The 25,377-nt window shown below is 73.0% G+C and carries 23 protein-coding genes; 11 read left to right on the top strand and 12 right to left on the bottom strand.

Translation table 11 applies throughout. From position 1 onward, the window contains the following. Window positions 1-6 precede the first annotated feature (6 nt). Window positions 7-381, top strand: a complete 375-nt coding sequence (locus tag DEJ49_RS01955) for a VOC family protein (protein ID WP_150182068.1) — start codon at window positions 7-9, stop codon at window positions 379-381. Window positions 382-416: 35 nt separating this feature from the next. After that, window positions 417-1,646 (top strand): carboxylesterase family protein, encoded by a 1,230-nt coding sequence (locus DEJ49_RS01950; protein ID WP_223832683.1) that lies wholly within the window; start codon window positions 417-419, stop codon window positions 1,644-1,646. Here the strand turns inward: DEJ49_RS01950 and DEJ49_RS01945 are convergent. From DEJ49_RS01945 to DEJ49_RS01920, 6 genes are all read right to left on the bottom strand, one after another. Beyond that, window positions 1,641-3,185 carry an FAD-dependent oxidoreductase gene (locus DEJ49_RS01945; RefSeq protein ID WP_150187987.1) on the bottom strand — a complete coding sequence of 515 codons (1,545 nt, stop codon included), beginning with the start codon at window positions 3,183-3,185 and terminating at the stop codon, window positions 1,641-1,643. The genes DEJ49_RS01950 and DEJ49_RS01945 overlap by 6 nt on opposite strands. Before the next feature lie 141 nt (window positions 3,186-3,326). Continuing rightward, window positions 3,327-5,351 (bottom strand): CocE/NonD family hydrolase, encoded by a 2,025-nt coding sequence (locus DEJ49_RS01940; protein WP_150182067.1) that lies wholly within the window; start codon window positions 5,349-5,351, stop codon window positions 3,327-3,329. 76 nt (window positions 5,352-5,427) lie between these two features. After that, entirely contained in the window at window positions 5,428-6,753 is a 1,326-nt protein-coding gene (locus tag DEJ49_RS01935) for an acetyl-CoA carboxylase biotin carboxylase subunit family protein (protein WP_150182066.1), read from the bottom strand. Between the two features lie 90 nt (window positions 6,754-6,843). Continuing rightward, on the bottom strand, window positions 6,844-8,262 hold the full coding sequence (locus tag DEJ49_RS01930; RefSeq protein WP_150182065.1) for a VWA domain-containing protein: 1,419 nt from the start codon (window positions 8,260-8,262) through the stop codon (window positions 6,844-6,846). Further along, on the bottom strand, window positions 8,259-9,128 hold the full coding sequence (locus tag DEJ49_RS01925) for an AAA family ATPase (RefSeq protein ID WP_150182064.1): 870 nt from the start codon (window positions 9,126-9,128) through the stop codon (window positions 8,259-8,261). Before DEJ49_RS01925 ends, DEJ49_RS01930 begins: the two co-directional genes overlap by 4 nt. 146 nt (window positions 9,129-9,274) lie before the next feature. Beyond that, a complete protein-coding gene (locus tag DEJ49_RS01920; protein WP_150182063.1) occupies window positions 9,275-9,715 on the bottom strand; it encodes a nitroreductase family deazaflavin-dependent oxidoreductase in 441 nt (146 codons plus the stop codon). 105 nt (window positions 9,716-9,820) lie between these two features. Here DEJ49_RS01920 and DEJ49_RS01915 point away from each other — a divergent pair, with 105 nt between their 5' ends. Beyond that, window positions 9,821-10,882 (top strand): PucR family transcriptional regulator, encoded by a 1,062-nt coding sequence (locus DEJ49_RS01915; RefSeq protein ID WP_150182062.1) that lies wholly within the window; start codon window positions 9,821-9,823, stop codon window positions 10,880-10,882. 24 nt (window positions 10,883-10,906) lie between these two features. Here DEJ49_RS01915 and DEJ49_RS01910 read toward each other — a convergent pair whose 3' ends face one another. Then, the gene (locus DEJ49_RS01910) at window positions 10,907-11,314 is read right to left on the bottom strand and encodes a CoA-binding protein (RefSeq protein WP_150182061.1); all 408 of its coding nucleotides are present in this window, start codon (window positions 11,312-11,314) and stop codon (window positions 10,907-10,909) included. Window positions 11,315-11,363: 49 nt separating this feature from the next. Beyond that, complete coding sequence (locus tag DEJ49_RS01905) at window positions 11,364-11,939, bottom strand: TerD family protein (protein WP_150182060.1); 576 nt, start codon at window positions 11,937-11,939, stop codon at window positions 11,364-11,366. Window positions 11,940-12,035: 96 nt separating this feature from the next. Here DEJ49_RS01905 and DEJ49_RS01900 point away from each other — a divergent pair, with 96 nt between their 5' ends. Then, on the top strand, window positions 12,036-12,470 hold the full coding sequence (locus DEJ49_RS01900) for a BlaI/MecI/CopY family transcriptional regulator (protein ID WP_150182059.1): 435 nt from the start codon (window positions 12,036-12,038) through the stop codon (window positions 12,468-12,470). A 39-nt stretch (window positions 12,471-12,509) separates the two neighbouring features. Then, a complete protein-coding gene (locus DEJ49_RS01895) occupies window positions 12,510-13,442 on the top strand; it encodes a M56 family metallopeptidase (RefSeq protein ID WP_150182058.1) in 933 nt (310 codons plus the stop codon). A 48-nt stretch (window positions 13,443-13,490) separates the two neighbouring features. Here the strand turns inward: DEJ49_RS01895 and DEJ49_RS01890 are convergent, their stop codons facing one another. Beyond that, complete coding sequence (locus tag DEJ49_RS01890) at window positions 13,491-13,946, bottom strand: tellurite resistance TerB family protein (protein ID WP_150182057.1); 456 nt, start codon at window positions 13,944-13,946, stop codon at window positions 13,491-13,493. 150 nt (window positions 13,947-14,096) lie between these two features. On the opposite strand from DEJ49_RS01890, the gene DEJ49_RS01885 reads away from it, so the two are divergent. The 3 genes from DEJ49_RS01885 to DEJ49_RS01875 all read left to right on the top strand — a co-directional run bounded on the left by DEJ49_RS01885 (window position 14,097) and on the right by DEJ49_RS01875 (window position 18,057). Next, complete coding sequence (locus DEJ49_RS01885) at window positions 14,097-14,783, top strand: transcriptional regulator (RefSeq protein WP_150182056.1); 687 nt, start codon at window positions 14,097-14,099, stop codon at window positions 14,781-14,783. A 106-nt stretch (window positions 14,784-14,889) separates the two neighbouring features. Beyond that, window positions 14,890-16,362, top strand: coding sequence for an APC family permease (locus DEJ49_RS01880; RefSeq protein ID WP_150182055.1), 1,473 nt, complete (start codon window positions 14,890-14,892; stop codon window positions 16,360-16,362). 45 nt (window positions 16,363-16,407) lie between these two features. Further along, window positions 16,408-18,057 (top strand): amidohydrolase, encoded by a 1,650-nt coding sequence (locus DEJ49_RS01875; protein ID WP_150182054.1) that lies wholly within the window; start codon window positions 16,408-16,410, stop codon window positions 18,055-18,057. 65 nt (window positions 18,058-18,122) lie between these two features. Here the strand turns inward: DEJ49_RS01875 and DEJ49_RS01870 are convergent, their stop codons facing one another. Continuing rightward, on the bottom strand, window positions 18,123-18,776 hold the full coding sequence (locus DEJ49_RS01870) for a 4'-phosphopantetheinyl transferase (RefSeq protein ID WP_150187986.1): 654 nt from the start codon (window positions 18,774-18,776) through the stop codon (window positions 18,123-18,125). 159 nt (window positions 18,777-18,935) lie between these two features. Between DEJ49_RS01870 and DEJ49_RS01865 the strand changes: the two genes are divergently transcribed. The 3 genes from DEJ49_RS01865 (at window position 18,936) to DEJ49_RS01855 (ending at window position 23,914) form a co-directional block, all read left to right on the top strand. Next, complete coding sequence (locus tag DEJ49_RS01865) at window positions 18,936-19,562, top strand: YigZ family protein (protein ID WP_150182053.1); 627 nt, start codon at window positions 18,936-18,938, stop codon at window positions 19,560-19,562. Window positions 19,563-19,676: 114 nt separating this feature from the next. Further along, window positions 19,677-20,840: an exonuclease SbcCD subunit D gene (locus DEJ49_RS01860; RefSeq protein WP_150182052.1), complete on the top strand. Its 1,164-nt coding sequence runs from the start codon at window positions 19,677-19,679 to the stop codon at window positions 20,838-20,840. Beyond that, window positions 20,837-23,914, top strand: a complete 3,078-nt coding sequence (locus DEJ49_RS01855) for an AAA family ATPase (RefSeq protein ID WP_150182051.1) — start codon at window positions 20,837-20,839, stop codon at window positions 23,912-23,914. The genes DEJ49_RS01860 and DEJ49_RS01855 overlap by 4 nt, the downstream gene beginning before the upstream one ends. 37 nt (window positions 23,915-23,951) lie before the next feature. On the opposite strand, the gene DEJ49_RS01850 is transcribed toward DEJ49_RS01855, so the two are convergent. Together DEJ49_RS01850 and DEJ49_RS01845 are read right to left on the bottom strand one after the other, a co-directional pair. Beyond that, on the bottom strand, window positions 23,952-24,398 hold the full coding sequence (locus tag DEJ49_RS01850; protein WP_150164229.1) for an Lrp/AsnC family transcriptional regulator: 447 nt from the start codon (window positions 24,396-24,398) through the stop codon (window positions 23,952-23,954). 105 nt (window positions 24,399-24,503) lie between these two features. Next, entirely contained in the window at window positions 24,504-25,241 is a 738-nt protein-coding gene (locus DEJ49_RS01845) for a S1 family peptidase (RefSeq protein ID WP_150182050.1), read from the bottom strand. Window positions 25,242-25,377 lie beyond the last annotated feature (136 nt).

Below are 25,377 nucleotides of genomic sequence, written 5' to 3'. Positions count from 1 at the left end.
TCAACCATGGAGATCAAAGCCTTCATCATCGACGCGGTCGACCCCGAACCGGTCGCCGCCTTCTGGTCCGCGCTGCTCGACTGGCCCGTCGCGGGGCGCACGGGCCCGTACATCTGGCTGCGGCGCGAGAACGGCACGGTCCTCGGCATCCAGCGGGTCGACGAGCGCAAGACGGTGAAGAACCGCGTGCACCTCGACCTCGCCGCGTCCGACTTCGCCGCCGAGCAGCGGCGCGTCGAGGCGCTCGGCGGGCGCAGGCTGGAGGGGTACGACGACGGCGGCTTCCTCGTCATGGCGGACCCGGAGGGCAACGAGTTCTGCATCATCCCCGACGCGCCCTTCGACCTCGACGACGAGGGACGTACGAACTACCAGGGCTAGAACGTGCGTCCGACGACGCCCTAGGGTGCGGACGCATGACCGACACCATGACCGCCCGTACGGAAGTGCTCCGTACGGGACCGATCCGCTATGCCACCGCGGACCGCTTCGGGCGGCCGCGGCCCGTCGCGGACGACGACCCGCGCCCCGCCTCCGGCGAGATCGGTCCGCAACCGCCCTCCAGGCTCGACTTCGTCATGGGCCCGCCCGCGGACACCCGCCCGCAGGGCGAGGACTGCCTCAACCTGACGGTCGCCACCCCGGCGCGGGACGCGGCGGCCCGTCCCGTCCTCGTGTGGCTGCACGGCGGCGGCTTCAGCAGCGGCGCCGGCCTCATGGACTGGTACGACGGAGGGGTCCTCGCCGCCGAGGGCGACGTCGTGGTCGTCGGAGTCAACTACCGCCTCGGGGCGCTGGGTTACCTCCTCCTCGACGGAGTGAGCGAGAGCAACCTCGGTCTGTACGACCAAGTGGAGGCGCTGCGCTGGGTCCGGGCGCACATCGCCGAGTACGGCGGCGACCCCGCGGACGTCACCGTGATGGGGCAGTCCGCCGGCGGCATCTCCGTACGCCTCCTGATGGAACTGCCGGAGGCGCGCGGCCTGTTCCGCCGGGCCATCCTCCAGAGCGCGCCGCTGGAGATCACCGCCCGCCCCGCCGAGGAGTCCCTCGCACTGGGCCGGTACTTCGCCGACGCGCTCGGCACCGACCCGCGCACGGCCGACATCCCCGCGATCCTCGCCGCGCAGGGCGAAACGGCCCGCTTCCACCTGCGCACCGCGGGCCGCCGCATGGAACCCGCGTTCATCCCGGTGCAGGGCGTCGGTCCCGTCCCCGCCCCCGGCACCCCGCTCGGCGGCGGCGTCCAAGGGCTCGACGTCCTGTACGGCTGGAACGCCGACGACATGACGGTCTTCAAGGGCGAGGGCGACGACGCGGGCCCGCGCACCCGCGAGGTGTACGAGGAGCCGCTCACCCGCTACGGCGAGCGGCTGGCCCGAGCAGGCGCACGAGTCCACGCCTACCGCCTCGACTGGCGCCCCGCCGGATCCCCGTTCGGCGCCACCCACTGCCTCGAACTGCCGCTGCTCTTCGGCACCCACGACGCCTGGCGGACGGCACCGATGCTGGGCACCACGCCCCGCGAGGAGACCGAGCGCCTCGGCAGGACCCTGCGCTCCGCGTGGCTCACCTTCACCCGCACCGGCACCTTCGACGGCCTGCCGGCGCCTCTCACCGACGGACCGGTGCCCCGCCCCTCATGAGCCGGGCAGTTCCCGCGGCTCCAGGGGACGCGTCGCCGGGCCCTGCAGCACCGAGCCGTCGGTGGCGAAGCGGGAGCCGTGGCAGGGGCACTCCCACGTCGTCTCCGCCTCGTTGAACGCGACCAGGCACCCGAGGTGGGTGCAGCGGGCGGAGACGGCGTGCAGGGCGCCGGAATCGTCACGGTGCACCGCGCAACGGCGCCCCTCGACGCGGACCACGGCACCGGCGCCCGCCGGGATGTCGTCGACGGAGTCGACGTGGGTCGTACGGAGCCGGTCCCCGATGAAGTGCTTGGCGACCTCGGCCTGCTGGCTCAGCAGGGACGGCATCTCCCGCACCGTGCTCCACAGCCGCCGCGGGTCGTACAGCTCCGCCCACGAGGACTTCTCCCCGGCGATGAGCCGGGCGAGCAGCTGACCGGCCATGACGCCACCGCTCATGCCCCAGCCGCCGAACCCGGTCGCCACGTACGTGTGCCGGGCGCCGGGGTGGAAGGGTCCGACCATCGGCACGCTGTCCGTGGCGTCGTTGTCCTGCGCCGCCCACCGGTACGCCGTCGCGCCGACGTCGAAGCGCTCCCGCATCCATGTGTCCAGGGCGACGAACCCGCCGGAGGGGTCACCCGTGCCCGGCGTGAAGCTGTCACCGGTGACGATGATGAGACGCCCGCCGTCGCCGCCGTACGGCGCGGTGCGCACCGAACGCTTGCCCTCGTCCTGTGTGATGTACATGCCGCCCGGGTCCTGCTCGGCGGCGAGGGGCGCCGCGACGACCAGTTCGCGCCTGGGGGAGAGCCGGGCGAACAGCAGGGCGCGGTCGAAGACCGGATAGTGCGTGGCGATGACGACGGACCGCGCGGTGACGGTGTGCCCGCCCTCGCTCGTCACGGTGCACGGGGAGCCGTCGCGCAGCTTGGTGATGCGGGTCCGCTCGAAGAGGAGACCGCCGCGCGCCCGCAGGTCCTCGGCGAGCGCCAGCAGATAGGCGCGGGGATGGAACTGCGCCTGGTCCTCGACGCGCACCGCGCCCGCCACGGGGAAGGGCAGCCCGGTCTCGTCCGTGTAGGAGGCGGCGAGCCCGGCCTCCCGGGCCGCGTCGGCCTCGGCCCGCAGCTCGTCGGTGCGGTCGGCCCGCGTGGTGTAGGTGAAGGCGGGCGCGCGCTCCAGATCGCAGTCGATGCCGAGCTCGGCGCTGACCGCCGCCACGTGTTCCACCGCCTGCTGCTGCGACTCGGCGTAGAGGCGGGCGCCCTCCGCGCCGCGGGTGCGGCGCAGCCGGTCATAGACCTGCGAGTGCAGGGCGGTCAGCTTGGCGGTGGTGTTGCCGGTGACTCCGGCGGCGATGCGGTCGGCCTCCAGGACGGCGACCGACCGCCCGTCACGCGCCAGTTCCCAGGCCGTGCTGAGGCCCGCGACCCCGCCGCCGACCACGGCGACGTCCACCTCGACGTCCTCGGCGAGCGACGGGTGGGACGTCGACGCGCTGGTCTCCATCCAGTACGACTCGGGTCGTCCCGGCAGCGGGCCGGGCGGCTTCATGTTCATGCGGGCTCCGTGACGGCGTGCACTGCGGCCTCCTGGGTGTCGGCGTCCGTGGCCCGAGTCTCCTCCGGCCCGGGTGCCAAACCCGGCCGCCGCGCCGCCGTCACGGCACCCCCCACGCCGATCGGAGCCGGTCGCTCAGAGCCAGTCGCGCGGCAGCGTCTCGTTCCAGGTGCGGGAGAAGACGCGGCGCTCGCCCTCGTATCCGTCGAGGGTCGCGTCGACGTAGAAGTGGTCCTCGTCGCACCTGAGCGTCGTCCGGGTCCGCACGCTCACGTCCCACTCGTCCCGCCGGAACCGCATCGTCCAGTCCGATTCGCCGCCCACCGACGTGAAGTCGTCGCCGGTGGCCGTGTACCGCTCGAAGGCGCGGCAGCCCACGTCGAGCCCGATCTCGTCGTAGCGCACGGTGCCCCGGTCCTTGACGATCTCCAGGGAGGAGTCGTACCCGACCAGGTCGCGCCTGACCTCCCAGCGCTGCTCCGGAGGGGTGAGCTGGGTGGTGGCGAGCGGCGGGGTGCCCTCGGGCTCGCCGAACGGCCGCTGGGGCGCGTTGTCCGGTTCCGCCGTCGGGCGCACCGGCAGGCGCAGCGCGCTGGACCCCTCGTACACGCTGAGCAGCACGGGACGCGGCGGCGGCCAGGCCAGCGGCCAGTACGACGTCGACAGGGAGAGCCGGATCCGGTGTCCCGGCGGGAACGACTGGGCGACGCCGTTGAGCTGGAGCGTCGCGCGGTAGCGGCGGCCCGGTTCGAGCGGTTCGGGCTCGCCCGTGCCGTCCCTGTGCGTCAGGTTGAGGACGCCGTACGTCACCCGGGTGGCACGGCCGTCGGGGGCGACGTCGGAGATCCGCGCGGCGACCGTCGCCACCGGCTCACTGACCGACAGGTCGAGTTCGACGGCCGGCGAACCGAGGATCTCCACCGTCTCCGTCAGCTCCGGCGAGTCGAAGACGAGGGAGCCGCCGTCCTCCTCGCGCTGGTCGTAGGGCAGGTCCGGCGGTGCGTTGTAGGAGGCCCACTTGCCGGCGAACTGGCCCACGGAGAGCGGCGACTGCACGGTCATGGCCTCGCCCGTCTCCGCCTCTCCCGCCATCAGGATGCGGTGCCGCGCCAGCGGGTGGCTGACCTGCTCGATGTGCGGGGAGGGCCAGTCCGGCTCGCCGACCCAGCGCCCGGGGCGCTCCTCGTACGACGTGGAGGGCGGCACGCTCTCCTGCATCCAGGCCCACAGCATCGGGCCTTCCATCACGCCGTTGTCCTCGCCCTTCAGCCAGTGGTCCCACCACCGCACCACTTCTTGCAGGTAGCCGATGGCGGGGCCGGGCTCGCCCAGGTGCGGATACTTGTGCGACCACGGCCCGATGAGGCCCTTGCGTGGCACGTCGAGGTGGGCGAGGAGCCGGGTCACGGCGTTGGAGTAGCCGTCCGCCCAGCCGCTGGAGGCGAGGACGGGGCACTGGACGCTCCGGTAGTCCTCGCAGACCGAGGCGTGCCGCCAGTACGCGTCGCGCCGCTGGTGGCGCAGCCACTCAAGGACCCACGGCTTGGCGTGGTCGAGCCGCTCCTGCCACATGTCCCGCCAGCGGTCGCCGACCACGGCGGGGTCCGGCGGGCACGTCGCGTAGGCGAACATGGTGCCCGCCTCGGCGAGGTTGTCCGACAGCATCGCGCCGCCCATGTAGTGCATGTCGTCGGCGTAGCGGTCGTCGGTGAACGAGGAGAGCACGACGGCGCGCAGGCTCGGTGGCCGCCGGGCCGCGACCTGAAGGGCGGCGAAGGCGCCCCAGGAGATGCCCATCATGCCCGTCGAGCCGTCGCACCAGGGCTGCTCGGCCAGCCAGGCGAGCACCTCCTCGGCGTCCGTCTGCTCCTGTTCCAGGTACTCGTCCGTGAGCACGCCCTCGGACTCGCCGGTCCCGCGCAGATCGACCCGCACGCACGCGTACCCGTGCCCCGCGATGTACGGGTGGTGGATCGAGTCGCGCTGCGAGCTGAGGTCGCGTTTGCGGTACGGGATGTACTCCAGGATCGCCGGCACCGGATCGTCCTCCGAGCAGGTGGGACGCCAGATGCGGGCCGACAGCCGGACGCCGTCGGACATGGGGATGACGACGTGTTCTTCTTCTTTCGTCGCGTACGGGAGATTGCCCACGTAACGCATGGGGGAGGGCCGTCCTCTCGGTCGCTTTCCCGCCGGGGGAGGGCGGGTCCTGTTCTTGTTGCCGGTGAGGCCCGGTCTAGTCGTTGGTGAGGTCGCGGCCGCCGGGCTCGGTGTCGTCGAAGACGAGCCCCAGCGCGGCGACGCACCGGTCGTACTTGCGGCGCAGGCCCTGCTCGCTGTCGCCGCCGGTGCTGATGTGGGCCAGCTCGAAGCTGTAGCTGTCCTGGTGGGTGACCTCGGACAGCTTCCTGCCCTCCTCGGCGAGTACGTCGACGCTCACGCCGGGAATCTCGTGCTCGATCCGTTCGATCTCCTCGGGCGTCGGCACCTGGTGCGACACACCGTCGGCGAACCAGCGGTAGTACCACTTGGCCGCCGCCTTGTAGGGGCCAGCGCGGTGGGGGAGGGCCGGGTCCTCGTCGAAGGCGAGGCTGACCATGCAGTGGTGGTTGGGCACCCCGTCGACGTACGCGAAGAGCTCCGCGTGCGCCTGCGAGTGCCTCGGGTTGATCTCCAGGAGGTTGATGGCGTCCGTGCTCGGGTCGTAGAAGTACTCGATGCTGAAGGTCGCCGCGTCCATGCCGATCTGCCGCATCACCCGCTCCGACACGTCGTGCAGGCGCTGGATCACGGGCCCCGGCAGGGCGGAGGGGTACTGGTGGCGCAGGAAGCAGGAGGAGTCGGGGTAGTTGATGGAGTCGAGGACTCCGTAGATGGTCACCTCGCCCCGGTGGACGTAGCCCTCGACGGCGACCTGGACGCCGGACAGCGCCTCCTCAGCGAGGCACACCTCCGCGCCGACGCCCTCCATCTCGGGCGGCAGGTCCACCCTCTGCATGATGTGCTCGAAGGGACGGCCGACCCGGCTGATCCCGGCCTTGATCCGGGCGCAGGCCTCGCGGAACTCGTCCTCGTCCTTCACGCTGTACGCCAGCTCTGAGGAATAGGACAGCGCGGGCTTCAGCCACATCGGGAACCGCACGCCCTCCGGCGGCCGCGGCTCGTCCGCGTCCAGGTCGACGCGGCCGAAGCGCGGGTGCTCGTCGATGACCTTCTGCTGCTCCAGCCGGCTCCAGTACTTGTGCTCACACTTGACGACCGACTCCAGGCTGGTGTGGTGCGTGCCGTAACGGTCGCCGAGGATCGCCACCAGCGTGCTGACGGGGAAGTCCCAGTAGCCGACGATCGCGTCGATGCTGCCGTCGAACGCGTCGAGAATGCCCTGCGCCTTCTCGAGCAGCGCCGGTACGGACACCTCGCCGCCCTGCAGCTCCTCGACGGTGAGCAGCGGGTGGAAGCGGTAGGACTCGGCGTTCGGGACGCTGCTCAGGGTGGGCAGGTTCGCGTCGTCGAGGCCGATGACGAAGACGTTCTTCGGCTGTGCCTGTGGGTGTGCGGTCACGGAAAGTCCTCCTGTCGTGGTGGAAGCGGCCGAGTACCCAAGGGCCGTAAAGGGACACGTCAGGGGGGTGATCGGCGGGACGCGGGGCCCTCAGACCGGGAGCAGGCGCGCGATCAGCGCGCTCAGCTGCCGCGCGTTGCGGCACTCGTGCATGTCGACGAGTTCGGCGTACGCGTGCGCCGCCGAGTCCCCGGTCGACCACTGACCGCGACCCTCCGGATTGAGCCAGTACACCCGGCGGGCCCGCGCGGCGATGTGCCGCAGGGCGGGGAGGTTGGGGTCGCTCATGTTCGTGCGGGCGTCGCCGAGGACGAAGACCGTGGAGCGCGGGCCGATCGCGTCGACGTACCGTTCCGCGAATTCGCCCAGGGACGTGCCGTAGTCGCTGCTGCCGTGCCACCCCGTCACCGTCGCCTCGCCCAGGATGCGGGCCCCGAGGCCCGCCGGGTCGGCGCCCCCGCGCGCCAGCAGTCCCGTCACCTCGTCGACCCGGTTGACGAAGGCGAACACCCGCACCTCGCTGAACTGGTCATGCAGCGCCTGGACCAGCAGCATCGTGAAGTTCGCGAAGCCGGCGACCGATCCGGACACGTCGCAGAGCAGGACCAGTTCGGGGCGTGCGGGACGGCGGCGCCGCAGCACGGGACGCATCGGCACACCGCCTGTCGACAGCGAACCGCGCAGGGTGCGGCGCAGGTCGATGCTGCCGTGCGCGGCCCTGCGGCGCCGGGCGGCGAGGCGGGTGGCGAGCTTACGGGCGAGTGGACGCACCGCCCGACGCAGTTCGTCCAGCTGTCCCCGGCCCGCGAGGAGGAAATCGACGCGGTCGGCGGTGGTGGCCACGGCGCGGCGGGCGATCTCCTCCGTGCCGCGCCGCTCGGCGACCCGGCGGCGCGCCTCGGTCCGTACGCGCGCACGGAAACCCTCGATGCGGCGCCGTACCTCGTCGGCGAGCAGGCGGTCGGTGAACGCGGTCTGGTCGGCGGTGGATTGTGTGCGGAGGGCGGCGAGGACGCGCGCGAGCAGCGTCTCCGGCCGCAGCCTGCTCAGCGTCTGGTACGAGGACCAGCCGTCGCCTCCGCCGGAGCCCTCTCCTCGGCCGGATGAGCCGTACTGGCCGAAGCCGTCCACCGCCTCACCCGCCAGCTGTGCGAGGAGGGCCTGGTCGTCCGCGGCGAGCGCGGCGACGAGCCGTTCGCGCAGCGCGTCCCGGTCGCCGTCACCGCGTATCGGCGCGCCGACGCCCGCCGGGAAGTACAGATCGAAGACGGGGTCGAACACCGCACGCTGGCTCTCGCGATGGAGCAGCGCGGCGGCGAGCCCTTCCCTGACCCGCTCCCGGTCGGCGAGACCGAGCGCCTCCAGGGCGGCCGCGGCGTCGACGGTCTCGCCGGGGCCGATGCGCAGCCCGTGCGACCGGAGGGTCTTGACCAGCCCGGTGACGCGACCGGTGATCCCGTCGGGCGGAACGGCGGGGGGAACGGCGGGGGAGGCGGACGGCGCCGTCACACCGCGTCCAGATCCAGCTTGGCCGCGGCCTTCAGCACGTCGTCCTGGTGCTTCAGCACGACACCGAGGCTGTCGCTCACGACGGTCTCGTCCAGAGTGTCCGCGCCGAGCGCCAGCAGTGTCCGCGCCCAGTCGATGGTCTCCGCGACCGACGGCACCTTCCGCAGGTCCATCGCGCGCAGCGCGCCGATCACCCGCACCACGGAGGCGGCGAGCGCCTCGTCGAGACCGGGCACCTTCATCCGGACGATGCGACGCTCCAACTCCTCCTCGGGAAAGCCGATGTGGAGGAAGAGGCAGCGGCGGCGCAGCGCCTCGGACAGCTCGCGGCTCGCGTTGGAGGTGAGGACGACGAACGGGCGGCGCTCGGCACTGATCGTGCCCAGCTCCGGCACCGTGACCTGGAAGTCGCTGAGGACCTCGAGGAGGAGCCCCTCGACCTCGACGTCGGCCTTGTCCGTCTCGTCGATCAGGAGGACCTTCGGCTCGGCGCCGCGGATCGCGGTCAGCAACGGCCGGGAGAGCAGGAACTCCTCGCCGAAGATGTCGGTGCGGGTCTCGTCCCACGACTCGTCGCGCCCCGCGGTGATGCGCAGCAGCTGCTTGGCGTGGTTCCACTCGTACAGGGCGCGGGACTCATCGACGCCCTCGTAGCACTGGAGCCGCACGAGGCGCGCGCCGGCGACCGCGGCGACGGCCTTCGCCAGCTCCGTCTTGCCGACCCCCGCGGGACCCTCCACCAGCAGGGGCTTCCCGAGCCGGTCCGCGAGGAACACGGTGGTGGCGACGGCGGGCGAGGCCAGATATCCGGTGGTGGCCAGGCGCGCGGCGACGTCGTCGACGGACGTGAAGTACCCGGTCGTCATGCGGAGTTCTCCTGTGCTCGACGGCTCCACCGGCGCCTCCGCCGGGCCCGGCCCTCGTACCCGATCAGCTCGGGGCGCCCCTCCACAACGGACGGGCGCCGTTTGCGTCGAACGTCACGCCGGAGGGCCGGATACGGCGCTCGGGCTCAGGGCTCGAACGGTGTCAGGACGAAGAGCGGGATCTCCCGGTCCGTCTTGGTCTGGTACTCGTCGTACTGCGGCCAGACCGCCACCGCACGCTCCCACCAGAGGCGGCGTTCCTCGCCCGACGCGAGCCGGGCGCGGTAGTCCTTCTTCACCGGGCCGTCCTGCAGTTCCACGTGCGGGTGCGCGACCAGGTTGTGGTACCAGGAGGGGTGTGCGGGGTCGCCGCCCTTCGAGGCGACGACGGCGTACTCCCCCGCGTGCTCGACGCGCATCAGGGGGTTCTTGCGGAGCTTTCCGCTCCTGGCGCCGACCGACGTGAGCAGGATGACCGGCTTGTCCTGCATGGTCGTCCCCTCCGTCCCGCCGGAGCTCTCGTACAGTTCGGCCTGCTTGCTCGCCCAGTCCCACGTCCCGGGCTCGTATTCACCAGTCAGAGGCACGGCTCTCCCATCGGCAGAGGGTTTCCGGTCGGAACGCATTATGGGTTAGAAAGGCGACAAATGATTCAACGGTGACATGAGTTCACCAGGACGCCGGGGGCGGACATGGCAGGGCACGGCATACCCGAGGCCTATCTCGACGGCTATGACCGCATCCTGGCTGCCGCGGCGGCGACCGGGCGGCGGCTGACCCGGGATGAGCTGGAGTCGCGGCGCGCGCTGGGGGAGCGGGCGGCGGAGGCGGGGCTCGGGCTGCGGGCGCTGGTGGGCGCGCACCTCTCGGCGACCCGGACGCACTGGCCCGCCGCCGGGGACGCCTCCACCGACCGTGTCCTGGCCGCCGTCGAGCAGGCCGTGGACGCCCTCGCCGAAGGGTATGAGCGGGCGCAGCGCCTGGCGGTCCGCCAGCAGGAGGCCGCCCGGCGGGAGTTCATCGACGACCTGCTCCACGGACGCAGCGACCTCGGCAGGCTCGCCGAACGTGCCGAACGCTTCGGGCTGCGCCTCTCCTACGAACACGCGGTCGCCGTCGCCCAGGGCCCGTGCGGCTACGAGGAGGGGGACGCCGTGCCGCGCGAGGTGGAGAGCGCCCTCGTCGGCCGGTTCGGCGCCCGCAGCATCCTGCTCACGACGAAGGAGGGCCGGCTGGTCTGCATCGCCCCCGGCGACCAGGGCGAGGTCCTCGCCTTCTTCGCCAAGCACGCGTACGCCGCCATCGACGGCGCCCGCGTCGTCATCGGCCGCCCGCAACCGGGCCCGGGCGGTGTCGTCCAGTCGTACGAGGAAGCGCTCAACGCCCTGGACCTGGCGGAGCGCCTGGAGCTCGACGGGCCCGTGCTGCACGCCGCCGACCTGTTGGTCTACCCGGTGCTGACCCGAGACCGGCAGGCCATGGCCGATCTGGTGGTCCATACGCTCGGCCCGCTGCGGCAGGCCCGCGGCGGCGCGCAGCCCCTCATCGACACGCTCACCGCGTTCTTCGACTCGGGCTGTGTCGCGGCGGAGGCGGCGCGCCGTCTCTCGTTGAGCGTGCGCGCCCTCACGTACCGCCTGGAGCGCATCCACAGGCTCACCGGGGCCAACCCGGCCGACCCCGTGCACCGCTACACGCTCCAGACCGCCGTGATCGGCGCCCGCCTGCTCGACTGGCCCGACCAGCCGTTCTAGCCGGTTGGCCCCACTACCGCCGGGTCAGCCCAGGCGCGGGATCTCGATGGCCGGGCAGCGGTCCATGACCATGTCCAGGCCCGCGGCGCGCGTCCTGTCGTACGCCGCCTCGTCGAGCACGCCCAGCTGGAACCAGACCGCCCGCGCACCGACGGCGACCGCGTCGTCGGCGACCTGGCCCGCCAGTGAGCTGTTCACGAAGACGTCCACCACGTCGACCGGGAACGGCACGGCGGACAGGGACGCGTACCCCTGCTCGCCGTGGACCGTCTCGGCCTTGGGGTGGACCGGCACCACGCGCTTGCCGAAGTGCTGCAGGACCGACGCGACGCGGAACGCCGCCCGGTCGCGGTTGTTCGACAGTCCCACGACGGCCCAGGTGTCGCCGAGCTCCGTCAGGATCCTGCGCACCGTCTCGTCGTCGCCGTACATGGCCTGCCTCCTCGTGTGTCGCGTTCTTGGGTCCGGTGGGGTGCCCGTGTCAGACGTTCACGCCGAAGTCCGACGCGATGCCGCGCAGCCCACTGGCGTAACCCTGGCCGACCGCGCGGAATTTCCACTCTGCACCGTGCCGGTAGAGCTCGCCGAAGACCATGGCGGTCTCCGTGGAGGCGTCCTCCGACAGGTCGTAGCGCGCGATCTCCACGTTGTCCGCCTGGTTCACCACGCGGATGAACGCGTTGCGGACCTGGCCGAAGCTCTGGCCGCGGTTCTCGGCGTCGTGGATCGACACCGGGAAGACGATCTTCGAGATGTCGGCGGGCACCTGCGCGAGGTTCACCTTCACGGCCTCGTCGTCGCCCTCGCCCTCACCGGTGAGGTTGTCACCGGTGTGCTCGACCGAGCCGTCCGGGCTCGTCAGGTTGTTGTAGAAGACGAAGTGCTGGTCGGAGACGACCTTGCCCGACTCGTCGCAGAGCAGGGCGCTGGCGTCGAGGTCATAGTCCGTGCCGGTCGTGGTGCGCACGTCCCAGCCCAGGCCGACCACGACGGCGGTGAGGCCGGGGGCCTCCTTGCTGAGCGAGACGTTGCCGCCCTTGGCCAGCGAAACTCCCACGATGTCCTCCTACGGTCCGGGTGCTGATTCTGGCTCCCTGAAATCTACAGGAATGTAGAAATAGGTGGTGCGGTGGTGTCCCGTAGGATCGCGGGCATGACGCACGATGACCAGCACGACGCGCACGGCGGGCGCGACGCGCACGGCGCACGGCAGCCGCGGCTGCGCCGACGCGCGCAGGGCGAGCTGGAGTCGCAGGTGCTCGCCGCCCTGCACACCGCGCGCGGACCCGTCAGCGCGGCCTGGGTGCAGGAGCGGATCGGCGGAGACCTCGCGTACACCACCGTCATGACGATCCTGACCCGTCTCCTCGCGAAGGACGCCGTCACCCGCGAGCGCGCGGGCCGCTCCTTCGCGTGGACGCCCGCGTCGGACGAGGCCGGGCTCGCTGCCTTCCGCATGCGCAAGGTGCTCGACGGCGAGAGCGACCGCGAGGCCGTGCTCGCCAGCTTCGTCACGACGCTCACCCCCGACGACGAGCAACTCCTGCGCGACCTGCTCGGGCAGGCCGGCGCCGAGGCCGACGACTGACGTCCCTGGGGACCGTTCGCTGATGGGGGGTATCCGCCGATGGGCGTCTTCGTCTTTCTGCCGCTCGTGCTGCCGCTGACCGCGTGGCCGATCGCCCGCCTCGCCGAGCAGCACCTCCACCCGCGCACCGCGACACGGCTGCTCACCGCCGTCGCCGGGGTGATGGCGCTGTGCAGCACGCTCTGCCTCGCCCTGCTGATGGTCGTCGGCACCGCCCAACTGCCCGGCAATCCGCTGCCGGACGGGTGGTCCGACCCCGAGGTGCGCGCGGCCGTCCCCTATGACGAGGTGGCGGGGAAGGCCGCGATCCCCGCACTGCTCGTCGTGTGCGCGGCCTGCGTACGCACGCTCTGGCGGCACGCCAGGGTGCGCCGTCGCGGGCGCCGCGCCCTGGCGGGGCTGCGCGGCGGCTCCGTCGCGGTCGTCGCCGACGAGGCGTCGTACGCCTACGCCCTGCCCTCGCGCCGCGGCGGCCGTGTCGTCGTCACCACCGGGATGCTGTCCCGGCTCGCCGCCCCCGAGCGCCGCGCGCTGTTCGCCCACGAGCGGGCGCATCTGTCGGCGCGGCATCACCGGCATCTGCTCGTCACGCAGCTCGCCGCCCGCGCCAACCCGTTCCTGCGGCCGCTGCGCACCTCCGTCGCCTTCGCCGCCGAGCGCTGGGCCGACGAGGCGGCGGCCCGCGCGGTGCGGGACCGGCGGGTCGTCGCCCGCGCCATCGGCAAGGCCGCGCTGGTCTCGCGGAGCACGCCCGCGCCGACCCTGGCGGGGCTCGCGGCGCCGGGTCCCGTGCCGCGCCGCGTCGCCGCGCTCCTCGCCCCGGCTCCGGCCGCCGCCACCCGGCCGTCCGTGTTCACGGGGGTCGGGCTCGCCCTGTGGTCCGCCGCGTTCGGCACCGCCGTGTCCGCGATGTCGTCGGCGAACGCAGCGGTCACGATGGTCCTGATCCTGCGGGCGGCCACGCCGCTCTGACGGCCGGTCGCGGTGGACCGCCCCGGTGGGGGCGGCCCTCGGGAACGACTAGAGGTCGAACTCGTGCGGCGGCAGCTCCAGCGCGAAGCACGCCTCGCGCACGACGGCCTGCTCGTCCTTGTCGAAGTCGCCGTCGGCGCCGCCGATGACGATGCCGATCTGGATCACCGCGCGGGCCTCGGCCGGCTTCTTCTTCGCCTTGGCGACCTCCTGGAGCACGCTCACCTTGCCGAACGCGAAGTCGGCGGTCAGCTTGTCCACGTACTCGTCGAAGCGGCGGCGCAGGTCGTCCGCGGGGAAGTTCTGCAGCACTTCGTTCGTGCCGATCAACTGCGCGACACGCTGGCGCTCGGACGGGTCGACGGTGCCGTCGGCCGCCGCCACCAGTGCGCACATCGCCATGCTCGCGTCGCGGAAGGCTCCGCTCTTCAGGTCGTTCTTCTTCGCCATCAGCTGGGTCTGCATCGTCGATGCGGATTCCTTGACGCGGTCCCACAGAGCCATGGGGAAACTCCATAAACGTATCGATGTATCAGGGGTGTTGGACAAGTCCCCGGTACGCTGCGCGCAGGTCCGGGTCCCCGCCAGTTTCTACAGCAGAGTAGAAACTAGCAGTCGGACCGAGAAGTTCCCGCCCAGCGGAAGGTGAGCGTGATGACTCCGACGGCACAAGAACTCCTGCGGACCACGGCTGCCCGCCTCGCCCCCGACCCGGACAGGAACCCGGTCGTGCCGCGCGTCGCCGACGGCCGGGCGGAGCTGCGGACCATCGCGCTGCTGGCGCTGGAGCAGCGGCACGTGATCCCCTCGGACCGGCATTCGTTCCAGCATCTGGCCCGGCGGGCCGCCGAGTCGAAGGACCTGGAATCGGCCGCCTTCTTCGAGACCCTCGCCGACGGGGAGAGCCTCGCGAGGGAGCGGCTCGACCCGCTGTTCGAAGCGTGCGGGGTGAGCAGGTCCGAGGCGGCGACGTACGAACCGCACCCCGGCTGTCAGGCGTACCCGGCGTACGTCGCCTGGCTCGCCCTGAACGGCGAACCCGCCGACGTCGTCCTCGCGCTCACCGCCAACTTCGCAGCCTGGGGCCAGTCCTGCGCCACGGTCGCCCGCGGACTGCGCGACCACTACGGCTTCGACGACGAGGCGTGCGGGTTCTTCGACCTGTTCGCGGAGCCCGCCCCGGACCTCGACCGGCAGGCACTCGCCGCGGTACGGGCGGGCATCGACCGGGACCGTGTCACGACGGCCCATCTGCGGTTCGGCCGGCTCATCGCGCACTACGAGGAGATGTTCTGGACGACGCTCGCGGAGCGCGAGAGCGGGGCCGACGGGGGCCGCTGACCTGCCCCACCACTGCCTCACCCGGTGCCCTCTTCCCAGATGATTCCCCCGCACAGTACGGTCCTGGCAGCCCTGGACCGAAGGGTTTCGTTTTGGGAGTACGCGCGTGACCGCACCCACCTCCTCCAGACCCGTCTCCTCCGCGCCCGGCGGCGCCGACCGCCTCAGCGGCGGCGCCATCGGCACCGGCGACCTCGTGTTCTTCGTCGTGGCGGCCGCCGCCCCGCTCACCGTGATGGCGGGCGTGGCCCCCATCGCCATCGGCATGGCGGGCGACGCGGCGCCGCTCGGCTACCTCCTCTCCGGACTGCTCCTCGTCGTCTTCGCCGCCGGGTTCACGGCCATGAGCCGGTTCGTGCGCAACGCCGGCGCGTTCTACGCGTACATCGGACGGGGGCTCGGGCGGCCGATGGGAGCCGGGTCCGCGTACGTCGCCCTCGTCGCCTACAACGCCATCGAGGTCGGACTGCTCGCCGCCTTCGGCTGGTTCACCGAATCCGGTTTCGAGGACCTCACCGGTGTCCGCGTGGCCTGGTGGATCTGGGCGACGGCGGGTCTCGTCGCCATCGGCGTGCTCGGCTACCTCCGGGTCACGCTCAGCGCCAAGATCCTCGGTGTCGCGCTCGTCCTGGAAGTCCTCGTGCTCCTCGTCTTCGAAGCGGGCGTTCTCGCGCACGGCGGGGGCCCGCGGGGACTCGACTACGGCACGCTCTCGCCCGCCGGCCTCGGGGAGCCGGGCGTCGGCGGCATGTTCGTCCTGACCATAGGCGCGTTCATCGGCTTCGAGGCGACGGCGATCTACGCGGAGGAGGCGCGGCGGCCCGAGCGGACGGTGCCCCGTGCCACCTACGTGGCGGTGGCGTTCCTCGCCCTCTTCTACACCTTCACCGTCTGGATGATCATCAACGCGTACGGATCCGACCGCGCCCGGTCCGTCGCCTCCGGGGACGGCGGCGCCGACATGGTGTTCTCCGCCACCGAACGGTTCGCCGGTGCCTGGGCCGCGGACTCCATGCACGTGCTGATCATCACCAGCGCCTTCGCCGCCACGCTGGCCTTCCACAACGGCGCCGCCCGCTACTTCTACGCCCTGGGCAGGGAAGGTCTGCTGCCCGCCCGGCTCGGCACGGTGTCGCCGAAGACGCGGGCGCCCGCCGTCGCGGTGCTCACGCAGTCGGCCGTCGCGCTCGCCGTCATCGTCGTGACGGTGCTCGGCGGAGCCGATCCGTACACGGTCACCTTCTTGTGGAGCAGCGGCACCGGCATCCTCGGCGTGATGCTGCTCCAGGCACTCGCGGCGCTCGCGGTGTACGGGTTCTTCCGCCGCGACCGGCGCGGCGTGCCGCCCTGGCGCGTGGTCGCCGCGCCGCTGCTGGCCTGCGCGGGGCTCGCCGTCATGATCGTCCTCGTCTGCGCCGACCTCGACCTGCTCACCGGGGCGTCCAGAAGCGTCAACGTGGCGCTGATCGCTCCGCTGCCGGTGATGTTCGTGGTGGGGGCGGGGGTGGCGCTGCGGCTGAGGCGGCGGACGCCGGCGGCGTACGAGCGGCTGACGACGGTGGACGCGGAACGCGCCTGAACGCGCCTGAACGCGACTGAACGAGCCCAAGGAGACAGCCACATCATGACGGAAGCGACTCTCGTCTTCCTCGGCGCGGTCCGCACCGGAGGCGACACCACAGCCGCCACCACCGCCTCCGCCCTCGCCGTCCGCGACGGCCGCGTCCTCGCGCTCGGCGACGAGGCCCGCGCCCTCGCCCGCACGGCCGACGAAGTCGTCGACATGGGCGACGGACTGCTGATGGCGGCCTTCGGAGACGGGCACGCCCACCCGCTCTTCGGCGGCCTGGAGAGTTTCGGGCCGCAGATCAAGGAGCTGGACTCCGTCGACGCGATCGTCGCCGAGGTCGGCCGGTGGGCGCGGCGGCACCCGGAGGCGCAGTGGATCGTCGGCGCCTCCTACGACCCGGCGCTCGCGCCCGACGGCGAGTTCGACGCCCGCTGGCTGGACGCCGCGGTGTCCGACCGGCCCGTCGTCCTGCGAGCCCACGACTACCACACCGTGTGGTGCAACACGGAGGCGCTGCGCAGGGCAGGGGTCACGGAGGCGACTCCGGAGCCGCGGCTCGGCTGGATCGTGCGCCGCCCGGACGGCACCCCGCTCGGCACCCTGCGCGAATGGCACGCCTGCGACCTCGTGCTCGACCAGGTGCCCGCGCGGGACGAGGACGAGCTCGTGGAGGCGATCCGGCGCGCCGGGCACGCGTACGCGCGCGCGGGCATCACCTGGGTCCAGGACGCCTGGGTGGAACCGGAGATGGCCGACGCCTACCTCGCCGCCGTCCGGCGCGGGGCCCTCGCCCTCCGCGTCGACCTGGCCCAGCGCGCCGACCCCGACCGCTGGCGCGCGCAGCGCGCACCGTTCGCGGCGACCCGCACGCGCGTGGCGGCCGAGGGCGGGGAACTGCTGACCGCGCGGACGGTGAAGTACTTCAGCGACGGCGTCGTCGAGGGCGGCACCGCCGCCATGCTCGCCCCCTACCTGGACGCCCCGCACAGCTGCGGCATGCCGGTGTGGGAGCCGAGCGCCCTCGCCGAGGCCGTGCGGGCCTTCGACGCCGACGGCTTCCAGACGCACATCCACGCCATCGGGGACGCCGGGGTACGCGCGGCGCTGGACGCCGTCGAGTCCGCGATCGCCGCCAACCCGGCCTGGGACCGGCGCCCGGTGATCACCCACGTCCAGATCGTCGACCCCGCCGACCTGCCGCGCTTCGCCGAGCTCGGCGTCATAGCCAACTTCGAGCCCCTGTGGGCGCAGCCGGACCCGCTCCAGACCGAGCTGTCCATCCCGCGCATCGGCGCGGAGCGGGCCGCGCTGCAGTACCCGATGGGGGAGCTGGCGCGGCGCGGCGTACGGATCTCCTTCGGCAGCGACTGGCCGGTCAGCTCGCACATACCGCTGGAGGGCATCCAAGTCGCCGTCACCAGGCGTACGTTCACGGGCGAGCCCGCCGGAGGCTGGCTTCCGCACCAGCGGCTCACCGTCGACCAGGCGCTGACGGCCGCCACGTCCGGCGTCGCCCACCAGGCGGGCGCCGACGACCGCCTCGCCCTGGCCCCGGGCGCCCCCGCCGACCTGGTCCTGCTCTCCGCCGACCCGCGCGCGGCCGACCTGATGGAGATCCGCCACGCGCGCGTGCTCGGCACGTGGCTGGCGGGCCGGCCCACGTACAGGGACCGCGACGAGGGACGGTCGCCGGAGGTCATCTGATCCGGTCGCCGGACGTCAGCGCAGCACGATTCGCCGGACGTCGGCGCAACACGATTCTCCGGACCTCAGCGCAGCACGATGGCCGTGGCGGCGATCCCGTCCCGCACGGTCCACCGCCCGGTGAACCCCTTCAGCTCGACGCCCGCCACCACGGGCCCCTCGACCAGCAGCCGTGCGGTGAACGTGCCGTCCGGGGCGAGCTCCACCCGCGCGTCCTCGAAGCCGAGCCAGCGCCCGGTCAGCGGAAACCACGTCTTGTAGACGGACTCCTTCGCGCTGAACAGCAGCCTGTCCCACGGAGTGGCCGGGTGCCGCGAGCCGAGCGAGGCCAGCACGGCACGCTCCGTCTCGTCGGCGACCAGGTTCAGGACGTCGGGGTCGCGCAGCGGCTCGCCCGGCTCGGCGTCGATGCCGACGGACGTCACCTCGCCCGCGCGCGCCACGACCGCCGCGCGGTACCCGGCGCAGTGCGTCATGCTGCCGACGACCCCCTCCGGCCAGCCGGGGGCGCCGCGGTGTCCCGGCAGGATCGGCGCGGCCGGCACGCCGATGCGGGCCAGCGCGGTGCGGGCGCAGTGCCGCACGGTGGTGAACTCCTTGCGCCGCTTGTCCACCGCGTTCGCGACCACGGTCTCCTCCTCCGGGAAGAGGACGGCGTCGGCCGGGTCGTCATGGGTCTCGACCACGGCGACGGGCACGCCGGCGAGCAGAGTGGCCAAGGGACCCGCCGGATCCGGGACTTGGCGCGCGGGTATCGAAGGTGACGTCACGGGGGATCACGGTACCGGGTGACCCGCACGCGAGTGCGGTCTGTGGCCTACGCCACCCGGCCGCCCTCCCGGTGCGGCGGGCTCCCGGCGAGCGCATACGCTGGCGTGATGCAGGACGAGTACCGCACAGTGGCCCGCGAGGGCGTGCACGAGACCGAGATCAACCGCTCGCGCTTCCTGTGCGCCCTGGCACCCGCGGCCACCGAGCGGGAGGCCCAGGAATTCGTCGCGCGCATCCGCAAGGAGCACCCGACCGCCAGCCACAACTGCTTCGCGTACGTCATCGGGGCCGACGCCTCCGTACAGAAGGCGAGCGACGACGGCGAGCCCGGCGGGACCGCGGGCGTCCCCATGCTGCAGATGCTGATGCGCCGCGACATGCGCTACGTCGCCGCCGTCGTGACCCGCTACTACGGAGGGGTCAAGCTCGGCGCCGGTGGACTCATCCGCGCCTACGGAGGATCGGTCGGCGAGGCGCTCGACGCCCTCGGCACCGTCACCCGCCGCCGCTTCCGGCTCGCCACGGTCACGGTCGACCACCAGCGCGCGGGCAAGGTCCAGAACGATCTGCGGTCGGCGGGCCGCGAGGTGCGCGACGTCCGCTACGGCGACGCCGTCACGATCGAGATCGGGCTGCCCGACGCCGACGTGGACGCCTTCCGCGGCTGGCTCGCGGACGCCACCGCGGGCAGCGCCGTGCTGGAGCTCGGGGGAGAGGCGTACGGGGATGCCTGACCCCCGGATGCACGGCGGAGTTGCCGCAGGGGTCGCCCGTGATGCGGCCGTGGTCGCCCGTGATGCGGGAGTGGCCGCCCGTGATGTCCGACCCGCCCGATAGTCTCGGGAATCATGAGGCTGCTGCACACGTCCGACTGGCATCTGGGCCGCTCGTTCCACCGCGTGAACATGCTCGACGCCCAGGCCGCGTTCATCGGGCACCTGTTGGCGACCGTGCGCGAGCGCGACGTGGACGCCGTCGTGGTGGCCGGGGACGTGTACGACAGGGCGGTGCCCCCGCTCGCGGCCGTCGAGCTCTTCGACGATGCCCTGCACCGGCTCGCCGACCTCGGCGTGCCGACGGTCATGATCTCCGGGAACCACGACTCGGCGCGCCGCCTCGGGGTCGGCGCGGGCCTCATCGACCGCGCGGGCATCCATCTGCGCACCGACCCGGCCGCCTGCGCCGAGCCGGTGATCCTCGCCGACTCCCACGGAGACGTGGCGTTCTACGGCCTGCCCTACCTCGAACCGGCGCTGGTGAAGGACGAGTTCGCGGTGGACAAGGCCGGGCACGAGGCGGTCATCGGCGCCGCCATGGAGCGGGTGCGGGCCGACCTCGCGGCACGCGCGCCCGGCACCCGCTCCGTCGTCCTCGCCCACGCCTTCGTCAGCGGCGGCCAGGCCAGCGACAGCGAGCGGGACATCACCGTCGGCGGAGTGGCGGCCGTACCCGCGGGAGTCTTCGACGGCGTGGACTACGCAGCCCTGGGCCACCTGCACGGCAGCCAGACCCTCGGCGAGCGCGTGCGCTACTCGGGGTCGCCCCTGCCGTACTCGTTCTCCGAGGCCGACCACCGCAAGAGCATGTGGCTCGTCGACCTCGGGCCCGACGGGCACATCGGGGCCGAGCGCGTCGACTGCCCGGTGCCGCGCGCGCTCGCCCGCATCCGGGGCACCCTCGACGACCTGCTCGACGACCCGGACCTCGCCCGCCACGAGGACGCGTGGGTCGAGGCCACCCTCACCGACGCGGTCCGCCCCGACGACCCGATGGCCAGGCTCTGCGAGCGCTTTCCGCACACGCTCAGCCTCGTCTTCGCCCCCGACCGGGCCCCGGACGACCCGGACGTCTCCTACGCCCAGAGGCTCCAGGGCCGCAGCGACCAGCAGATCGCCGAGGACTTCGTGGTCCATGTGCGCGGCGCCGGGCCCGACGAGCAGGAACAGGAAGTGCTGCGTTCGGCGTTCGACGCGGTCCGCACCGACGCCACGCTGCGCGAGGTCGCTCCATGAGACTCCACCGCCTCCGCATCACCGCCTTCGGCCCGTTCGGGACGACGCAGGACATCGACTTCGACGACCTCAGCGCCGCGGGTCTCTTCCTCCTGCACGGCCCGACCGGCGCCGGCAAGACCTCGGTCCTGGACGCGGTGTGCTACGCGCTGTACGGCTCGGTGCCGGGCGCCCGGCAGCAGAGCGGCGGCCAGGGCATGACGCTGCGCAGCGACCACGCGCAACAGGGCACGCGCACGGAGGTGTGCCTCGAACTGACCGTCGCCGACCGCCGCCTGGAGGTCACCCGGCAGCCCCCGTGGGAGCGCCCCAAGAAGCGCGGCACGGGCACCACCACGGAGAAGGCGCAGAGCTGGCTGCGCGAGTACGACCCCGGGGAGGGCACGGACGGCGGATGGAAGGCCCTCAGCCGGTCCCACCAGGAGATCGGCGAGGAGATCGTCCAGCTCCTCGGCATGAGCAAGGAACAGTTCTGCCAGGTCGTGCTGCTGCCCCAGGGAGACTTCGCCCGCTTCCTGCGCGCCGACGCCGAGGCCCGCGGCAAACTGCTCGGCCGTCTCTTCGACACGCGCAGGTTCGCCGCCGTGGAACAGCGGCTCGCCGAGCAGCGGCGCACCACCGAGGCCGAGGTCAAGGAGGGCGACACCGCCCTCCTCGCCGACGCGCACCGCATGCAGCAGGCCGCGAGCGAGAGCGGCCAGGAGGCCGAACTGCCCCTGCCCGACCTCGCGCCCGGCGACCCGGGCCTCGCGGACGCCGTCCTCACCTGGGCGGCCGTCGCCCGAGCGGGCGCCAGGGAACGCCTCGCCGTCGCCCACAGCGCGCTCGCCGCCGCCGAATCCGCGCAGGCGGGCGCGGAGCGCCGACTCGCCGACGTACGCGAACTCGACCGGCTGCAGCGCCGGTTCGCCGAGGCACAGACACGCGCCGAGCAGCTCCACGCGCGCGTGGACGAACAGCGCGGCCTCGAAGAGCGCCTCGAACGGGCCCGCAAGGCCGAGCAGGTCGCACCCGCGCTCGGCCTGCGCGACACCGCCGACGCCGAACACCGCCGCGCCGCGGAAGCCGAGGCACGCGCGCGTGGCCGGCTGCCCGAGACGTTCGCGTCGTCCGGCGCGACGGGCCTCGCCGCCGCCGCGCGCACGGCCGCCGAGGAACTGGGCGGCCTGGCATCGGCCCGCCGCGCCGAGGGGCGTACGGCCGAGATCACCGCCGAGCGCACCGCACTGGACCGTCAGGAACGCGCGGACGACGAACTCCTCCGGGAGGCTTCGGGCTGGCTCGACGGCTGGGAGACGACTCGGGCGACGCTGCAGGAACGCATCGAGTCCGCCCAGGAGGCCGCGACCCGCGCCGAACGTCTGGGCGGCCTGCTCGCGCCCGCCGAGGCCCGCCTGGACGCGGCCCGCCGCCGAGACCGGCTCGCCCGGGACGCGGCCGAGGCACAGGAACGCGCCCTCGCCGCCCGCGAGTCCGCCACCGAGGCCCACGAACACTGGCTCGCCCTCAAGGAGCAGCGCCTCACCGGCATCGCCGCCGAACTCGCCGCCCACCTCAGCGACGGCGAACCGTGCGCGGTGTGCGGAGCCACGGAACACCCCGCCCCCGCGCGGAAGGTCGCCGGACACGTGGACCGGCAGGCCGAGGAGGCGGCGCTCGCCGCCCATCGCCGCGCGGACGAATCCCGGTCGGCCGCGGAACGCGCCCTCGGGGACGTCAGGGAGTCCCTGGCCGCGGCGAAGGCCGCCGCGCGGGGCGGCTCGGCGACGAACCCGCGGGAGACCGCGCAGGGCGAGCACCCGGGCGAAGACCCGACCTCCGCCGAACTCGCCGCCTCCGTGGACACGTTGCGCCGCGAGTACACCGAGGCCAGGAACGAGGCTTCGGGGTTGCACGCCGCCCGCGAGACCCTGGCGCGGGCCGAGCGCGAGTACGACCGCAGGCTCGCACAGCAGCAGGAGGCCGCCCGGCGAGCCGCGTCCAGGGCGACCCTGCGCGACGCCCTGGAACGCGAACAGCAGTCCCTCACGGCCGAGTTGACCCGCGCGCGGGGAGCCGCCGGCAGCGTCGCCGACCGCGCCGCCCAGCTGGAGCGGCAGGCCGCGCTGCTCACCGAGGCCGCCGACGCCGTCCGCGCCGCCGACGACACCGCCGAACGCCTCAAGACCGCCGACGCGCGACTCGCCGACGCGGCCTTCCGCGCTGGGTTCGACACGCCGACGGCCGCCGCGGCAGCGCTCCTCGACGACGCCGCGTACCGCGACATCCAGCACCGCATCGACGCCTGGCGGAACGACGACGCCGCCGTGCGCTCCGTCCTCGCCGAACCGGACACGGCCGCCGCCGCCCAGCAGCCGCCCGCCGACCTCCGGGCCGCCGGGGAGGCCGCTGAGGCCGCCGCCCGACGCCTCCGCGCCGCGGCCTCCGCACGCGACGCCGCCGCCCGGCGCTGCGCCGAACTCGACCGGCTCTCCGCCCGCACGGCAGCGGCCACGCGCAGGCTCGCGCCGCTGCGCGCCGCGTACGACCGGGTGGCCCGCATGGCCGGCCTCGCCGCGGGCACGTCGGCCGACAACGAACGCCGGATGCGCCTCGAGTCGTACGTGCTCGCGGCCCGTCTCGAACAAGTGGCCGCGGCCGCGACCGTCCGGCTGCACCGCATGTCGTCCGGCCGTTACACCCTCGTGCACTCCGACGACCGCACCGGGCGCGGCCGTTCGGGCCTCGGGCTCCATGTGGTCGACGCCTGGACGGGCCGCGAGCGCGACACCGCGACCCTCTCCGGCGGCGAGACGTTCTTCGCCTCCCTCGCCCTCGCGCTCGGCCTCGCGGACGTCGTCACCGACGAGGCGGGCGGCGTCCGGCTCGACACGCTCTTCATCGACGAGGGCTTCGGCAGCCTCGACGACCAGACCCTCGACGAGGTCCTCGACGTCCTCGATTCCCTGCGTGAGAGGGACCGCAGCGTCGGCATCGTCAGCCACGTCGCGGACCTGCGGCGACGGGTGCACGCGCAGCTGGAGGTGGTGAAGGGCCGAGCCGGTTCGGCGGTACGCCAACGGGCCCGCTCCTGACCCGCCCGCCGGGCGTCACGCCGAGGAGGCCGGAGAGTCAGCGCCCCAGTGGCCTGCGCGGCAGCGGAGAGGAGTAGACGACGCTCGTCGTCACCGAACCCAGCGCGCCGATCCTGCCCGACACCTCTTCCAGGTGCTGCATCGAGCGCGCGGCGACCTTGATGACGAAGCAGTCGTCGCCCGTGACGTGGTGCGCCTCCAGGATCTCCGGGGTCGCGTCGACCAGGTCGTGGAACGGCTTGTAGTTGCCGTTGGGGTAGCGCAGGCGCACGAACGCGAGGATGGGCAGACCGAGCCGCTCCGGGTCGACGACGGCCGCGTATCCCTGTATGACGCCGGCCTCTTCAAGGCGCCGCACCCGCTCCGTGACGGCGCTCGCGGACATCGAGACGGCGCGCGCCAGCTCCGCGTAGCTGGCGCGGCCCTCCCGCTGGAGGACATCGAGGATGCGCCAGTCGGTGGCGTCCGTGGAATAACCGGTCATGGCCGAGAGGTAACAGGGAAATCCCCGGCCGATCAAGAGTCGGCCGGGGATTTGTGCCACTCGTCCGCAATGGCGGGTGAGGACGAGCGGGGCGAGCGGCGTGACTCAGACGCCGGCGACGCTCTGGATCCAGGAGCGGTACGCCGTCACGTTCGTGTACGCGGTCGTGGTCTGGCGGTCACTGGTGGAGGCGACGCCGACCTGCGCGCCGTTCGCCATCATCGGGCCGCCCGAGTCGCCGCCCGCGGTGATGCCGTCGCCGCGCCGGGCACAGATGGCCTGGCCCTGGTAGGCGTCGCGGCAGCCGCCGGTCACGACGACGTTGGCGACCTTCAGGAGCCGGGACTGACAGTTGATCTCCTGCCCGCACTGGGACGTCGCGCCCCAGCCGTACACCTGGACGGTCTGGCCCACCGACACCGAGCCGGGGGAGCCGAGGCGCGCGTAGGTGCCCGGGACGGAGCGGTCCAGGCGGACCAGGGACAGGTCGGACGACGGGTGGCTGGTGACGCTGATGCCGTTGGCCGTGGTGCCGCCGGACGTCTGGTCGAGGCTGCCGATGCGGAAGGACAGGCCGCCGCCGCTGACGCAGTGCTTCGCGGTGAGGATCCAGGTGGGGGCGATGATCGTGGCGCTGCAGGTCTGCCGGCCGTTGGAGAAGAGCCTGGCCGCCCAGGGCGCGTTGCTCGCGTAGCCGCCGCCGATGATCGGCTGCGGTCCATTGGTGGAAGCAACGGCGGGCGTTTCCGCGCGCGTCGCGCTCTGGGCCGCAGCGGTGGGGGCGAGCCCCAGGACGGCGAGGGCGGTGGCCGCGAGCGCGGGGACGAGTCTGGATATTCGCACGTTCGTCTCCATTGTGTGGGGATGAGCGTCCTTGATGAGGACGAGGCCGCATAGGTATGCAGCCGCAGCGCACGCTGGGGAGGCGGGTATCTCCTGTCACGTGCATGCCATTTCTGGCGGGACAGAATCTGGCAGA

The sequence above is a fragment of the Streptomyces venezuelae genome (assembly GCF_008642335.1).
Taxonomy (GTDB): Bacteria; Actinomycetota; Actinomycetes; order Streptomycetales; family Streptomycetaceae; genus Streptomyces; species Streptomyces venezuelae_F.
Note: the sequence above shows the minus strand (reverse complement) of the source record. Positions and strands in the feature narration are given on the sequence as shown.